This window comes from Actinomadura sp. KC345, from assembly GCF_004348515.1.
Taxonomy (GTDB): domain Bacteria; phylum Actinomycetota; class Actinomycetes; order Streptosporangiales; family Streptosporangiaceae; genus Spirillospora.
The window spans coordinates 1-14,186 of sequence record NZ_SMKH01000038.1 but is presented as its reverse complement, the minus strand read 5'-3'; the positions used below and the strand labels follow the sequence as shown (position 1 = coordinate 14,186).

General features: G+C 70.6%; 13 protein-coding genes and 1 pseudogene. 5 read left to right on the top strand and 9 right to left on the bottom strand.

Annotation, left to right across the window (positions count from 1 at the left end; all coding sequences use genetic code 11):
- Nucleotides 1–7: 7 nt before the first annotated feature.
- From E1281_RS09370 to E1281_RS40110, 6 genes and pseudogenes are all read right to left on the bottom strand, one after another.
- A complete protein-coding gene (locus tag E1281_RS09370; protein WP_165958846.1) occupies nucleotides 8–808 on the bottom strand; it encodes a VOC family protein in 801 nt (266 codons plus the stop codon).
- 97 nt (nucleotides 809–905) lie between these two features.
- Complete coding sequence (locus E1281_RS09365) at nucleotides 906–1,460, bottom strand: hypothetical protein (RefSeq protein ID WP_131876880.1); 555 nt, start codon at nucleotides 1,458–1,460, stop codon at nucleotides 906–908.
- Between the two features lie 41 nt (nucleotides 1,461–1,501).
- Complete coding sequence (locus E1281_RS09360; RefSeq protein ID WP_131876879.1) at nucleotides 1,502–2,752, bottom strand: alpha/beta hydrolase family protein; 1,251 nt, start codon at nucleotides 2,750–2,752, stop codon at nucleotides 1,502–1,504.
- 134 nt (nucleotides 2,753–2,886) lie between these two features.
- Complete coding sequence (locus E1281_RS41775) at nucleotides 2,887–3,282, bottom strand: BBE domain-containing protein (RefSeq protein ID WP_243716739.1); 396 nt, start codon at nucleotides 3,280–3,282, stop codon at nucleotides 2,887–2,889.
- Nucleotides 3,283–4,369: 1,087 nt separating this feature from the next.
- Nucleotides 4,370–4,617: pseudogene (locus E1281_RS41770) on the bottom strand (DUF2399 domain-containing protein).
- 428 nt (nucleotides 4,618–5,045) lie between these two features.
- Nucleotides 5,046–5,528, bottom strand: a complete 483-nt coding sequence (locus tag E1281_RS40110) for a hypothetical protein (RefSeq protein ID WP_165958844.1) — start codon at nucleotides 5,526–5,528, stop codon at nucleotides 5,046–5,048.
- Between the two features lie 560 nt (nucleotides 5,529–6,088).
- Between E1281_RS40110 and E1281_RS09340 the strand changes: the two genes are divergently transcribed.
- The gene (locus E1281_RS09340; protein WP_131876877.1) at nucleotides 6,089–7,351 is read left to right on the top strand and encodes a M14 family metallopeptidase; all 1,263 of its coding nucleotides are present in this window, start codon (nucleotides 6,089–6,091) and stop codon (nucleotides 7,349–7,351) included.
- Between the two features lie 758 nt (nucleotides 7,352–8,109).
- On the opposite strand, the gene E1281_RS09335 is transcribed toward E1281_RS09340, so the two are convergent.
- From E1281_RS09335 to E1281_RS09325, 3 genes are all read right to left on the bottom strand, one after another.
- Nucleotides 8,110–9,066, bottom strand: coding sequence for a serine/threonine-protein kinase (locus tag E1281_RS09335; RefSeq protein ID WP_131876876.1), 957 nt, complete (start codon nucleotides 9,064–9,066; stop codon nucleotides 8,110–8,112).
- An 80-nt stretch (nucleotides 9,067–9,146) separates the two neighbouring features.
- Nucleotides 9,147–10,115, bottom strand: a complete 969-nt coding sequence (locus E1281_RS09330) for a TIGR03557 family F420-dependent LLM class oxidoreductase (protein WP_131876875.1) — start codon at nucleotides 10,113–10,115, stop codon at nucleotides 9,147–9,149.
- Between the two features lie 78 nt (nucleotides 10,116–10,193).
- Complete coding sequence (locus tag E1281_RS09325; RefSeq protein ID WP_131876874.1) at nucleotides 10,194–10,730, bottom strand: DUF892 family protein; 537 nt, start codon at nucleotides 10,728–10,730, stop codon at nucleotides 10,194–10,196.
- 217 nt (nucleotides 10,731–10,947) lie between these two features.
- Between E1281_RS09325 and E1281_RS09320 the strand changes: the two genes are divergently transcribed.
- The 4 genes from E1281_RS09320 (at nucleotide 10,948) to E1281_RS09305 (ending at nucleotide 14,178) form a co-directional block, all read left to right on the top strand.
- On the top strand, nucleotides 10,948–11,238 hold the full coding sequence (locus E1281_RS09320) for a hypothetical protein (RefSeq protein WP_131876873.1): 291 nt from the start codon (nucleotides 10,948–10,950) through the stop codon (nucleotides 11,236–11,238).
- Nucleotides 11,239–11,337: 99 nt separating this feature from the next.
- Nucleotides 11,338–11,586, top strand: a complete 249-nt coding sequence (locus E1281_RS09315) for a hypothetical protein (RefSeq protein WP_131876872.1) — start codon at nucleotides 11,338–11,340, stop codon at nucleotides 11,584–11,586.
- A complete protein-coding gene (locus E1281_RS09310; protein ID WP_131876871.1) occupies nucleotides 11,586–12,935 on the top strand; it encodes a hypothetical protein in 1,350 nt (449 codons plus the stop codon). The genes E1281_RS09315 and E1281_RS09310 overlap by 1 nt, the downstream gene beginning before the upstream one ends.
- Before the next feature lie 274 nt (nucleotides 12,936–13,209).
- On the top strand, nucleotides 13,210–14,178 hold the full coding sequence (locus E1281_RS09305) for an alpha/beta hydrolase family protein (RefSeq protein WP_131876870.1): 969 nt from the start codon (nucleotides 13,210–13,212) through the stop codon (nucleotides 14,176–14,178).
- The last annotated feature ends 8 nt before the right edge of the window (nucleotides 14,179–14,186 follow it).

Sequence of the window (14,186 nt, the reverse complement as noted above, 5' to 3'; positions counted from 1 at the left end):
CCCTGCCTCAGGGTGCCTCCTTGACGGCGCGCAGGTCCGCGTTCGCCGGGGTGAAGATGGCGAGGCGGGCGCCGGTGGGGTCGGTGAGGATCGAGTAGCGGCCGGGCTCGATGTCGGCCGGCGGCATGCGGACACGGGCCCCGAGTTCGGCGGCCCGCGCGGCGGCGGCGTCGCAGTCGGTGACCCAGAAGTACGGAGTCCAGCGCGAAAGGCCGTCCGAGGGCCATCGCTCGTCCATGGAGACCATGCCCGCCACGGACCACCCGCCGACCTTCCAGTTGGTGTAGGTGGGCGCGGTGTAGGGGCGGTCGACGGCCTTCCAGCCGAAGACATGGCCGTAGAAGCGGCGAGCCTCGTCGATGTCGGGGCAGGCCAGCTCGACCCAGCACATCGCGGACGGCTCGTCGACGACGCCGGCGCCCTTCAGGTTGTAGGGCACCCAGAGGGCGAAGTCGGCGCCCTGGGAGTCGACGCACTGGGCCATCCGGCCGAGGTCCGCGACGTTCATGGGTTCGACGAGGACCTGGCCACCGGCTTCGCGGACGGCGTCGAGCCTGGCCGGGAGGTCGTCGGTGCGGAAGAAGATCGTCCAGGCCGAGCGCTGTGATCCGTCGGCGAGTCCGAACATCCCGCCGATCTCGGGCCCCTGGACGTCGCCGAGGGTGAACACGTCGTAGTCCCCGACCTCGGCGGCGGTCAGCGTGTAGACATACCAGCCGAACAGCTCGCAGTAGAAGTCCCTCGACGCCTCCAGGTCCGAGCTGGCCAGTTCGACCCATGACGCGAAGCCCGGAGGAAATCCGTTCATTTCGGGCATGGCAGGCCCTTCGTGGCTCGCATGCCTTTCACGCTAGGGACGTGCGCGCAATCTCCGTTTTCGGAAACCGCCAAGGTCGTCTCAATGTTCAGACGCTGGTGACGGTTTGGAGCAATCCCCAGACGAAGTGCGCCACGAACGTGCCGTCGGGCGTGGTGAGGGTCGCGTGCCAGCGGCTCGGCACGTCGCCGTCCTGGTGGGCCACCGTCCCGAACCGCTCGTCGACGTCGCCGACCACGCACGACCAGGGCACGAGGTCATCGACGCTCTCCAGCCGCGGGGCGGGGACACCCTCGTCGCGGACGAGCCACTCGTGCACGACCGGCCCGCCCGGCGCCATCATGATCTCGAAGCGCAGGCCGGGCCACAGGCTGAGCGGCGGCCACCAGGCGACCTCGCAGGCCACGTCCCCGATCCGCCGCTCCCGGGTGCCGGCGGGCGGCCCGAGGACGGCCTCGTGGCGGCGCGTGCCGCAGGGGAACGAACGGGACCGGAGCATGCGCTGCCAGCGGGCGTTGACCTCCCGCATCTCGGTGCGGGGGGCGCCCAGCTCCCGCATCGCGTCCTCGACGAGGCCCGGCTGGTAGTCGGCCATCCGGCGGAGCAGCACGAGCTGGAACTCCCGCCGCGCGAATCCCTTCATCGCCGGACACGCTACCGGCCGGTCCTTGCCGCCCGGCGGCGTCAGGACTTGCGGGCCCCGATGGCGGAGGCGATGGCGGGCCAGCTGCGCCGCAGCTCGCGCCTCCAGTACTTCCAGTTGTGCATGCCCGGCCCGTACAGGTGGGAGGTGACGGGGACGCCCGCCCGCTTGGCCGCCGCGACGAAGTTCTCGGTCATGATGCCGGAGAGCTGCTCACCGATCCGCCCGGCGTGGTGGGGCGGCGTGTCCGGGGGGTCGAAGGGGCCGGGCTGCCCGTTCCCGGACGAGACGTAGACGCCCGTGCCCTTGAGCTTGGCGACGTTCACGGTCGCGTCATGGGCGCGCCAGTTGGCCCGCGCGGTGATCGGGTCGCCCCAGATGGCGGTGCCCGAGTCCCGGTTCATGGCCGTGAGGATGGCCGGCATGCCGGGGGCGCTGATGTTGAGGGCGCCGCTGTAGGAGGCGGCGTACTTGAACAGCCCGCGGTGGCGCTCGGCATAGATGATGGCGCCCTGCCCGCCGGACGACAGGCCGATCGCGGCGCGGGTCGACCCCGCGCCGAAGTTGCGCTCCATCAGCGGGATGACCTCGCGGATGTGATGGGTCTCCCACCCGGGGATGCCGCCCTTGCCGCCGTTGTACCAGTTGGCGTACGAGCCGTTCCAGCCGCCCTCGGGCATGACGACCATCGCGTTGTAAGGCCCGATGACCTGCTCGATGTCGGAGTCCTTCGTCCAGGACGTGGAGTTGTTGTTGCCGCCGTGGTAGGCGTACACGGTCGGCCACGACTTGGAGGAGCCGGCCTTCCAGCCCTTCGGGACCATCACGCGCGTCCGCACCTTCGCGCCGAGCGCCGGGGAGGCGATGGTGACGTCGAAGATCCGCGAGTTGAGCTTCTTGACGCCGGTGACGGTGGCGCCGTTGGGGGCCTTGGCGTACTCGCCCGACCCGCTGCCGGGCGGCAGCTTCGGCTTCTTGCCGCGGTTGCCGGCGTTGCGGTCGGGGTCGTTCGGCAGCGGCGAGCCGCCGCCCGTGTCGAACGGGCGGGTGTTCGCCGGCACCTCGGGCAGCTTCGCCGGCTTCGGCGACTTCGAGGGGGACACCGTTCCCGGGGCCGCGGGCTGCGTCGCGGGGCCGAACGAGGGCACCGGGTCGGAGTCGCCCGCGGCCTCCGAGCCGCCCTTCGGCACGCCGACACCGGCCTGCGCGAGGCCGACCATGACGGCGGGCAGCAGCACGGCCGCCGCCGCGGTGCCCGCGATGGCGATCTTCCGGTCGGTACGCTTCTTCATGGACTCCCCAGCCGGTTCAGGCCGCCTGGGCCCGGCACTCCATCCACTCGCTCGACGAAGCTACTGTCCCCGCAGTCACACCCGCAAGTATTGTCAACGAATGCAATAAAGGCGAGATGTACCGTGACCCGGCGTCACGTGGCGCCGGGTCGCGAATCGCCGCCGGGGCGGATCGACTGCGCGTGACGGAACACGTTCAGCGGGTCCCAGTACCGCTTGATCTCCTGCAGTTTCTCGTAGGCGTCCTTGTAGTAGAGCGTCCCCCAGGACTGCTCCGACTCGTTCCAGCGCCCGTCGTTCAGGTCGGTGTCCGGATACCCGATGTAACAGCCGTCCGTGATGTCGCCGCCGGCCACGGGCACGCCGCCGGTGTCGGCGAACGTCGCCCTGTAGGTGTCGCGGATCCATGCGAAGTGGGCCTCCTCGTCGGGGTCGTGCCTCGTCCAGTAGACCTGGTACTGGAGTTTCAGAACGGAATCGCGCTGCCGCACCGCCGTGTCGTGCAGGGGGCCTGTTGATGGCGCCGCCATACGAGTCGACCTGGATGAGCGCCTGCTTGTTCACGTAGTCGGTGTACTTCTCCTTGCCGAGGTAGGCCCACATCGCGCCGATCTGCCGTTCGGTGAACGGTTTCCTCAGGTAGGCGGACTTGTACTTCCCGCATCGGTTCTCCCCGCTGGCGTTCAGCGCCTGGGTGGCCGTCAACCACGGCATCACCCGGGGAATGTCCATGTGGACGAAGTGCTCGCCCATCACCGACCTCATCTTCGTCGCGGACGGCCCGATCCGGCCATCGACGGCCCGGAGGAAGTCGGTCATCGCCTGCGGCCCGTCGGGATCGTCCGCGTCGACCTGCGCCAGGAGCCCGATCTGTCCGTTGCTCACATGGTTGAGCTTGAGCAGCCCGAACAGCTTCCCCGCCGCCGAGGCGGCGTCCTGATGCTCATGGAAGTACTCCCCGTAGGCGGTCACGAGTGCGGCGAACTCGTCCTCGGTGAAGTCCTCCCAGTCCCAGGCGAGCGCGGCCAGGAGCACCTGCCTCGGCGGCTCGGGCAGCCCCCGGAACCAGAACCGGGTCACGGCGCCGAAGTTCCCGCCCGCGGGAATGTGCCCGCCGAGCCCCACCGAATAGCACGACCCACCGGGCAGCGCCTTCCCGCTGACCGGGTACAGGTGGCTGTAGACGTGCCAGTTCGTCGCCCCGGCCTCGACGCAGTAGGCCCGCATGGCGCTGTCGTAGGACATGCCGCACATCGGGCTGCCGTCGAGGATGACCCGCACGTCCTCGCCGCAGACGAAGTCCTCGTAGCAGTGCCCGCCGGCCTTCACCGTGATCCGCGTCCGCTCCGGGTTCTGCGGGGCCTCGTCCACCGCCTCGGCCAGCGCCGCCCTCGCCTCCTCGGGCGTCCGCACCAGCCGCACGTACTCCGGCTCGCCGATCCACCGCTGGTTGAAGCCCCGGCTGAGCGCCGGATACCGCTTGTCACCAGGCCGGACGACGGTCGTGGGAACTGTCGGGATCTCGCTCACCGGGGCATCGCCTCCGCGCCTCGAAGCCGCAACCGCGAAGGGTCCTTCCCCCTCGACCCCGTTATGCAATCGATCAGTGACACACAGTTATCGACTCGGAGAGGCCGCTTTCAGGTCCGCGAGAAGGGAACCTGCCACGGCCTCCTCCAGGATCGCGGCGTCACGGTCCCGCAGCGCCTCCGCCAGAGCGTCGTCCCAGGGCGCCACGGTCACGCGGCCCGCCGGCGGATGCGGGCCCCAGAGCGGCCGGCCGCTCTCAGCAGCCGGACGACGGCGCTGTTCGGCCAGCCCGACGAGCACACCAGAGGAGGGCAGCGCTCACCCAGCCGCCGCACGGCCAGGGCAAGGACGGTGGGGTTCTCGGTCACCCACACGTGCGGCGGGTCCAGACGGAGGCCGGGCGAGTCGCTCAACTGCGGGCGCTCTCTGACGTCGCCGGACGCCGCGGTGCGTTTGATCGGGCCTCCCGGGAGCGGAGTTTCTCGCCGAGGGCTGCTGCCACCGCACTGCCGCCTTCTTACCTGTGCGGGCCCGGACGAGCAATTCGCTATGGGGTTAACAGAACGGGTACTTCCTACTTTTCCGCACGTTACTGAAAAGGGTTTCCACCGCCCCAGACGGGGGATATGGACGGCCGTTGAAATGCAGGCGACGAACTGGGGGGCGTCGGGTATCCGCACCACCGTGCCCCCGGCCGGGGGGCCGCCGGGGGCGCGGGGTGAGGACCGGCCCGGGTGACGTCGGGCCGGGCCGGTCCTCGGGGTCAGGCCGCGGCGAAGTCGTACGTCGCGGTGACGGTCGCGGAGCCGGGGCAGAGGAAGCCGCTGGTCCGGTTGACGGTCTGTTCCGTGAAGGTGGCGGTGACCGGGAGGTCGGTGCCGGTGAAGCTGCCGGTGATGTCGCCGCCGAAGGTGCATCCGACGGCGCTCATCGAGAAGCCGTTGAAGGACGCGACGCCGCCGCTGAGGCTGCCGGACCACGGCAGGCCCTCGGGCGTGACGGTGACACCGCAGCCGCTGACGGAGGCCGAGGTGATCGTGAGGTTGCCGTCGGCGTCGATGGTGCCGCTCAGCGTGGAGTCGGTGCACTCGGCGGCGATGCCCGCGTCGATGACCATGTTCCCGTTGAGGGTGGCGGTGAAGTCGCCGGGCGTCCAGGCCAGGGCGGGGGTGGCGGTCACGGCGACGGTGAGGGCGGCCGCCGCGGTGGTCGAGGCCAGGGCGGCCAGTTTCTTGGTGCGGGACATGCGAGTCCTCTCGAACTGCGGGCGTCGCGCCTGCACCCGGGGAACGGGGTGGGAGGTCCTTCGACCCACGCGGAACTCCGCCCATGCCGAATGGACGAAGGCCCGGTGAATCCAGGACTGGGAGCCGCGGCAACCATTCGTCCACATCGACGTGAGGTTCCGCAAGTAGAACGCGTTCTACTCGAACGATAAGCAATTGTCATTGAGCGGTCAACACCCAGAGGCAGGTCATTGAGAATTCTTTTGCGGCCAGGTCACAAAAGGGCCGTTCGATACGTCCGTAACGGTCACCCTCCGATGGGACCCGTTACAGCCTCCCCAGCGCCGCCCGTGGGGAACGGCCCGTTCGAGCGAGCGCCGGCGGGGCTGAAATTTCACATCGGCCCTGATCGGCACTGAAAACCGCGCCCGCGGTGCGCGTCCCTGAGGCGCTGGACTGGTGATTCTCACACCGGGCCGGTTTCGCGAGGTGATTCCGCGGTGGGACGGGCGGCCATTGTCAGGCGGACGGCTTCCGGTTCATCGTGACGGCACCGCCAGCGCCCGATTGCAGGTGCCCCATGAACAAAGCACGGAGACTGTGCTCCCTCCTCACGATCCCCTCGGCGCTCGTCCTGGCTCTCGTCGCCGCTCCCCCGGCCGCGTCGGCCCCGGACCCGGAGGCCGCCGTGCAGTACCTGGTGAGCGGCCCCAGTACCGTCCAGCAGCGCACGCAGGTGGCGCGGACCGGAGCGGCGATCGACGACGTCCGGGCGGGTGAGCTCACGGTCACCGCCATCCCCTCCGAGGTCCAGGCCATACGGAGGCTCGGCTTCACGGTACGGACGGCGCCGTCTCCGGCCCCGGCTCCGACCAGGGCGGCGACGTCGTACCACACGTTCGCCGAAATGCTGCAGGAAGTCGACTCCGTCGTCGCCGATCACCCGCAGATCGCCCGCCGCTTCGTCGCCGGGCGGTCGTACCAGGGACGCGACATCGTCGGCGTGAAGATCAGCGACAACGCGGCGGCCGACGAGAACGAGCCCGAGGTGCTCGTCATCGCGAACATCCACGCGCGGGAGCGGCTCACCGCCGAGCAGGCGCTCGACTACATCGGGCAGCTCACCGACGGCCACGGGACCGACAGCCGCATCACGAACCTGGTGAACGACCGCGAGATCTACGTCATGCCGATGGTCAACCCGGACGGCCAGGTCTACGACATGACGAGCGACACCTCCCCGGGCAGGATGTGGCGCAAGAACCGCCAGCCCAACGCGGGATCGACGGGCACGGACCTGAACCGCAACTTCGCCTACCGGTGGGGGTGCTGCGGCGGCTCGTCCGGCAACGGCGCCAGCCAGACCTACCGGGGCCCCCGCGCGGAATCGGCCCCCGAGACCAAGGTGATCGCCGACTTCGTGCGCAGCCGGGTCGTCGGCGGCCGCCAGCAGCTCAAGATGTTCCTGGACATCCACACGGTGGCGGAACTGGTGCTGTGGCCGTTCGGCTACACCTACGACAACACGGTCCCCGGGACCATGACCGCGGACGACGAGGCCGCCCACCGCACGATCGGACGGGAGCTGGCCGGGACGAACCGCTTCGTCCCGCAGCAGTCCAGCGACCTGTACATCACCGACGGCACGACCATCGACTGGACGTGGGGCCAGTACCGCATCTTCTCGTACACGTTCGAGCTGGGCGGGAGCGGCTTCTACCCGCCGCCGTCCGCGATCGACCGGGAGGTCCAGCGCAGCCGCGAGGCCCTGCTGCGGCTGACCGACTACGCCGACTGCCCCTACCGGGTGATCGGCAAGGAGGGCCAGTACTGCGCGGCCTGACGCCCGGGCCCGGGGCGGCGGCGGTTCCGGAAGATCAGCAGACCTTGACCGTGCGGGTGATCTCCTGGTGGCGGGGGCTCTGCAGGACGAGGCGGTAGGTGTGGGTCCCCGGGTCCTCCGACTGGAGGCCGCCGCTGGCGAAGGACGGCTCCGCGACGGTCCTGATCGGGTGACCTCTGCCGAGACGGCCGTCGAAGTAGAGGCTGAACGTGATCGGTGTCGGGTTCGCACTCCCGGTGATCTTGTAGCTGAGCTCGAAGGAGGACCCGGCCTTCTCGCACCCCGCCCCTGAGCCGACTCTGAAGTAGTCGATCCGGGCCGTCGGGCCGCTCGGCCCCGAGCCGCCGCCCGAGCCGCCGCCGCTCCCATCGCCGCTCCCGCCACCGGAACCACCGCCACAGCCGCCGCCGGAGGAGCCGCCCGTGCCGCCGCCGGGTCCGGCGGTACCGGGCGAGCCGCCGCTTCCGCCCCTGCCCGGTTTGGAGCTGGTGCCCGTCGGGGGACGGGCCGCCCGATGCCCCGTCCTTCGTCCCGCTCCCCGGTGGTCTCTTGCCGCCGGGTCCCGCCGAGCCCTGCGGCTCGACGCCCGCGAAGTCGGTGCGGTCGCCGCCGCCCGGGGCGCCGGACGCGTCCGGCCACAGTGCCCATACGGTCACGCTCGCGAGGAGGGCCACCGCCGCCGCGCCCGCTCCGGCGCCGAGGAGAACGACGGGTCGGCGGCCGGGGGTCTTCTGCCCCCGGCCGCCGTCGTCGGCCCTTCACGGTGCGCCGGGCATCGGCGGCGGGCTCGGCTTCGGTGCAGGTGCAGGTGCAGGTGCAGGTGCAGGTGCAGGTGCGGGACGCGGCGGGTCGGCGACCGTCTGCGAGCCGGCCGGTCCGGCCGGTCCGGCCGGTCCGGCCGCCCCGGGCTGGGCGCCGAGCAGGCGCAGGAGCACCGCCTGCATGGCGGGGCGCTGGGCCGGGTCCTTGACCAGGCACGCGGTCACGGTGGAGCGCAGCGGTTCCGGGAGGTCGCCGAGGTCGGGCTCGCCCTGCAGGACGCGGTGCATGATCGCCGGGAAGGTGTCCGCGCCGAACGGGGGCCTGCCCGTCGCGGCGTAGGCGATGACCGAGGCCCACGTGAACACGTCCGCCGGCGGGCCGACCGCCTCCCCCGCGAACTGCTCGGGCGCCATGTATGCGGGCGTCCCGATGATGCTGCTGGTCATCGCAGGCGGCGACTCGGTGTCGCGGGCGATCCCGAAGTCGATGACGCGGGGGCCGTCCGGGCCGAGCAGCACGTTCGACGGCTTGAAGTCGCGGTGGACGACGCCGGCCTCGTGGATGGCGGCGAGCGCGGTCGCGGTCGCCACCGCGAGCCGCTGCAGCGCGGCGCCTTCCCGCGGCCCGGCCTCCTGGAGGGCCTGCTGGAGGGACGGCCCCTCCACATACTCGGTGACGATGTACGGGCGCCGGTCGTCCAGGGAGGCGTCGATGACCTGGGCGATGCAGAACGGGTCGACGCGGCGGGCGGCCGCGATCTCCTTGGTGAACCGCTCGCGGACACGCGCGTCGGCGGCCACCTCCGCACGGAGCACCTTGACCGCGACGGGCTCGCCGTCGGCGCCGTGCCCGAGGTAGACGACGCCCTGACCGCCCATGCCGAGCCGCCCCGAAAGCCGGTACGGGCCGATGCTCGACGGATCGTCGGATTCCAGAGGCTCGGCAGGCGGCATCGGATGCAACTCCTGGTGCGTGGGAGCGGGAGGTTAAGCAACCTTATTGGAAAAAGATCCGCTCCCACGCAAATCGGTGGTCATCCGAAGCGTTCGCGGAGGGCCGGGAGGAGATCGGATTCCGCCCAGGTGCGGAAGTCCTTCTGATGCTCGTGCCCGGACTGGCAGAGCGCCATGTGCGTGAAGCCCGCGTCGGCGAACTTCTGGACGGCCTCAAGGTAGTCGTCCACGTTGTCACCGCACGGCACGGACTCGGCGACGTCCTCGGGACGGACGGTCTGCGACGCGGCCTCGAAGTTGACCGGCCCCGGGAGCTCGGCCATCACCCTCCACGCGGGGGCGGAGAACCTCCAGATCCGGTGCGCGCGCTCCACGCACTCGTCGTAGTCGGATCCGAAGGAGACGGGGATCTGCCCGTAGACGGGCTTGCCCGTGCCGCCCTCGTTGCGGAACAGGTCGACGACGCCCTTGACCGGCTGGTCGGAGATCAGCAGGTCGCCGTGGCGGGCCGCGAGCCGCCCGGCGCGCGGGCCGTAGGCGGCCATCCCGATCGGGACGGGCCGGTCGGGCAGGTCGTACAGCTTCGCGGAGTCGACGGTGTAGTGCCGGCCCTTGTAGTTGACGTAGTCGCCGCCGAACAGCGCCCGGATGATCTCGACGGCCTCCTCGAACATCTCGTGCCGGACGTCCACCGAGGGCCATCCGCGCCCGACGACGTGCTCGTTGAGGTTCTCGCCCGAGCCGAGGCCGAGGGTGAACCGCCCGTCCGACAGGACGCCGACCGTGGCGGCCTTCTGCGCCACCACGGCCGGGTGGTAGCGCATGATCGGCGCCGTGACCTGCGTCATCAGCGGGATGCGGTGGGTGGCGTGGGCGAGCGCCCCCAGCACCGACCAGGCGTAGGCCGAGTGGCCCTGGCTCTCCAGCCACGGGAAGTAGTGGTCGGAGACGGCGGCGTAGCCGAAGCCGGCCTCCTCGGCCTCCACCAGGTCGGTGACGAGTTGCTTGGCGGGTGTCTGCTCGCACAGCAGCGTGTATCCGAATTCCATGGCGGCTCGCATACCCGTCCGGACATCCTGAATCGCCAAGACACGGTCAGGATCCTGTCGGGCGGGGGTGCCCCGCGCTCACTTGCCGAGCAGGTCCATGAGGTCGTCGGCGTGTTCCTCCTCCTCGGCGAGGATGTCCTCCATGATCCGGCGGGTGGTGACGTCGCCGTCGCCGAGCCAGCGGATGATCTCCTGGTAGGACTCGATGACGATGCGCTCGGCGACGAGGTTCTCTTCGAGCATGCCCTTGAGGTCGCCGTCGTCGAACGTCGCGTAGCTCGTGTGGGAGCGTTCGGCGACCGTCTTCGGGTCGAAGTCCGGGTCGCCGCCGAGCTGGCTGATGCGCTCGGCGGCGCGCATCGCGTGGTCGCGCTCCTCGTCCGCGTGCTCGTTGAACTCCGCGGCCACCTGGGCGCGGTCGATCCCCGTGGCACTGATCGCGTGCTGCGCGTAGCGCATCCAGCAGACGATCTCCGTCGCCAGGACGTCGTTGAGGACGCCGATCACCTCCTCGGCGCTCCTGCCGTAGCCGTCGGTCACCGGACCGTCGGCCATCTTGCGGCGGGCGCGCTCCCGGATCGCCGCCACGTCGATGCTGAAGCTGTTTCCGGCCATTTCTCCTCCTGATCAGCGCGGACGCAGGGTCCCTACCCGCGGTGGGCGTGTCATGCGCGGCGACCAGGGCGCAGGTGCCCTCCGACACCCCCGAGGCTTGGCCACGCAGAGTCACATCTGCTATACGTAGAGGTACCTCACTGCAACCCGCGGTGGGGCAAGGGACATCCGGTATCCACCTTGAGAACCGGGCGTGACAAGGAAGAAAAGGAACCTCATGAAGTCCTTCAGCTACACCGAGCTGGACGAGATGGTCGGCGAGATCCTGCCGGAGCGCGCCGTCCTGTCCACCCTTCTCGTCGGCGGCGGCAGCGAGAACGAGAACGCCAACCTCAACCTCAACCACGGTGGCGGCGGCCACGACGGCGGCACCACCGCGGTCGTCCCGCAGTGCCAGAGCAACATCAACCACTCGCAGGGCGGCCTCGTCGGCGCGCTGGGCCTCAGCTCGGAGAACCCCAACACGTCGTTCACCTGCGCCGGCAGCACGGTGGTCTCGGGTCACTGATCCGACCGAGCATGACCGCGGGCCCAGGCCCGCTAGGGAAGGGCTGGCGTTCTCCCGCCAGCCCTTCCCCCTCTTCCCAGACAACGCGAAGGCGAGCACATGATCACGACACCACCCCACTCGGTCTCCTACGCCGACCTGGACCGGCTCACTCCCGAGGTCCTCCCGGCGCGGCTGCTGCTGTCCGCGCTCGCGCCGCAGGGCGGCGGGGACGGCACCACCATCACCTACGCGTGCCAGGCGACGTACTCGCACGGCACCACCGGGCTGCTCGGGACCGGCCTGCTGGCCCAGCCGGCGTACTCCACCATGACCTGCATTCCGGGCACCGTGGTCACCCACCACTGATGACCACGCCAGCCACGCCGGCCGCGCGCGGCGATGAGCCCCCGGCCGCCCTCGTCCTGCCCGCGCTCGCCGACGGCGCCGAACTCGTCGGCGAGTTCAAGAACTCCGGCTACCGGGAACCGCCCCAGCTGGTCTTCCTCCCGAACCGGCAGCTCGCGCGGCTGCCTCCGCTGCTCTACCTCGTCGCCAAGGCGCTGCACGAGCACCGGGACCTCGCCGGCACGGACGTCGCCCGGGCGCTCGACCGGGTGGCCGGCGCCGTCAGCGAGGAGGCGGGAGCACGGCTCACCGCCGAGCAGATCGTCTACCTCGTCGACCGCAAGCTCGCCCCGCTCGGCGTCACCACCTACAGCGACGGCACGCCGCCGCCGTCCGAGGTCAAGGCCGATCCGTTCCTGGCGCTGAAGTTCAAGGTCGCCGTCTTCCCCGAGTCGTTCACGTGGTTCGTCGCCGGGCTGTTCTCCTGGCTGTTCCGGCCCGTGGTGCTGGCGGTCATGCTCATCGCGTTCCTGGTGAGCGAGACCTGGGTGCTCACCGCCAGGTCGATGGCGGACGCCCTCTCGCTCACGATCCTCAACCCGGTCAGCATCCTGATGATCCTGGGACTCGGGATCGCGTCGTGCGCGTTCCACGAGGTGGGGCACGCCGCGGCCTGCCGGTACGGCGGCGTCCGGCCGGGCGTCATGGGCTGCGGCATCTACCTGGTGTGGCCGGCGTTCTACACCGACATCACCGAGTCGTACCGGCTCGGGCGCGGCGGCCGGCTCCGCACCGACCTCGCCGGGGTGTACTTCAACTCCATCTTCGTCGTCGGGCTGACGCTGCTGTACCTGCAGACGGGGTTCGGGCCGCTGCTCGTCGCCGTCCTCTACGTCAACCTTCAGATGATCCAGCAGTTGCTGCCGACGCTGCGGTTCGACGGGTACTACATCATGTCGGACCTCATCGGCATCCCCGACCTGTTCAAGTACATCGGGCCGATCCTGCGCCGGACGCTGCTGCGGCGCAAGGCGGACGCGAGGCTGAAAGACCTCAAGCGCTGGCCGCAGGTCTTCGTCACGTGCTGGGTGCTGACCGTGATCCCGCTGCTGGTGTTCCAGATCGGCCTCATCATCAGCCAGGTCCCCGCCCTGGTCGCCAAGGACTGGTCCATGATCCGCGCGCTCGCCCGCGACGCCGCGAACGGCGCCGGGCTGCTGGAGCTGTTCACCTCCGGGCTGCAGATCGTCCTGCTGGTCCTGCCGCTGGCCGGTGTCGCGCTGATCCTGTTCAGCGTCGGGCGGGCGCTGGTGCGGTGGGCCGTCCGGTACGTGAACGGCCCCGCCCCGGACCCGATGCCGCACGCCTGAGTCCGCGTGACTCCGCCCACGCGCGCCGGGCGCCCCCTCGCGGGCGTCCGGCGCCCGCTTTTCCGCCCGAATGCATTTTACACGCGTTCGGAATGACGCTTCGGTGGAACGGACAGCGGGAACCTACTCCGAGTAAGCAGCGAAATCCCGACGGCGACCCGGCGGTCCACGACGATTCCGGGTCCGCACATCAGCCGCACGACGGCGCTCCCCTTTTCGAAGGCCGGCACACCCATACCGGCGTTTCCGGAAGGCCCCCGCATTGCTTCGCCGCATGACCCCCGCCGTACTGTCGGCGGCCCTCGCACTGATCGTCCCGCTGCTTCCGGCCGCGTCCGCGGACCGTTCCACGGCACGCGCGAGCACCGGCGCCGAGGTCGTCGCCGAGACGGCCGTCGCCCCCCGCACCCTGGACCTGACCATCGACTCCCCCGCGATGGGCCGCACCGAGAAGGCCCGGCTCCTCCTGCCGCCCGGCTGGTCGCGGAACGCCGGACGCACCTGGCCCGCCCTGTGGCTGCTGCACGGCGGAGTCGACGGCTACGAGGCGTGGACGCGCGACACCGACGTCGCCGAACTCACCGCCCGCACCGGCGTCATCGTCGTCATGCCGAACGGCGGGCGCTGCGGCAATTACTCCGACTGGTGGAACTACGGGGACGGCGGATCTCCCCAATGGGAGACGTTCCACATGACCGAACTCCGGCAGATCCTCGAAGGCGGCTACAACGCCGGGGAAAAGCGCGTGATCGCCGGCAATTCCATGGGCGGTCTCGGCGCCATGCTGTACGCGGCGCGCTTCCCCGGCATGTTCGAGGCCGCGGCGGCGTTCAGCGGATACCTGGACACGCTCCACGGCCACGAGCCGGGCGACGACTCGACCGGCTGGGGCCCGGCGCTGGCGTGCCCCGGCACCGACTGGCGGCGCGTGTGGGGCGATCCCGACGACCAGGCCGCGATCTGGCGGGCGCATAACCCCGCCGACATCGCCGGGCGGCTGCGCGGCGTCCGGCTGCGGGTGGCCAGCGGCAACGGCGAGGCCGGGCCGCTCGGCGGGATGCCGTTCACCGACCCGGTCGAGGCGGCCGCCTACGACAACGCCCGCGCGTTCGCCGGCCGGGTACGCGAGCTCGGCATCCCCATCACCACGCGCTTCTTCGACGGGCAGCACGACTGGCCGTACTGGGAGCGCGAGCTGCACCGGGCGTACCCGATGCTGATGGGCGCTCTGGGGCTCGGATAGGCAGGGGG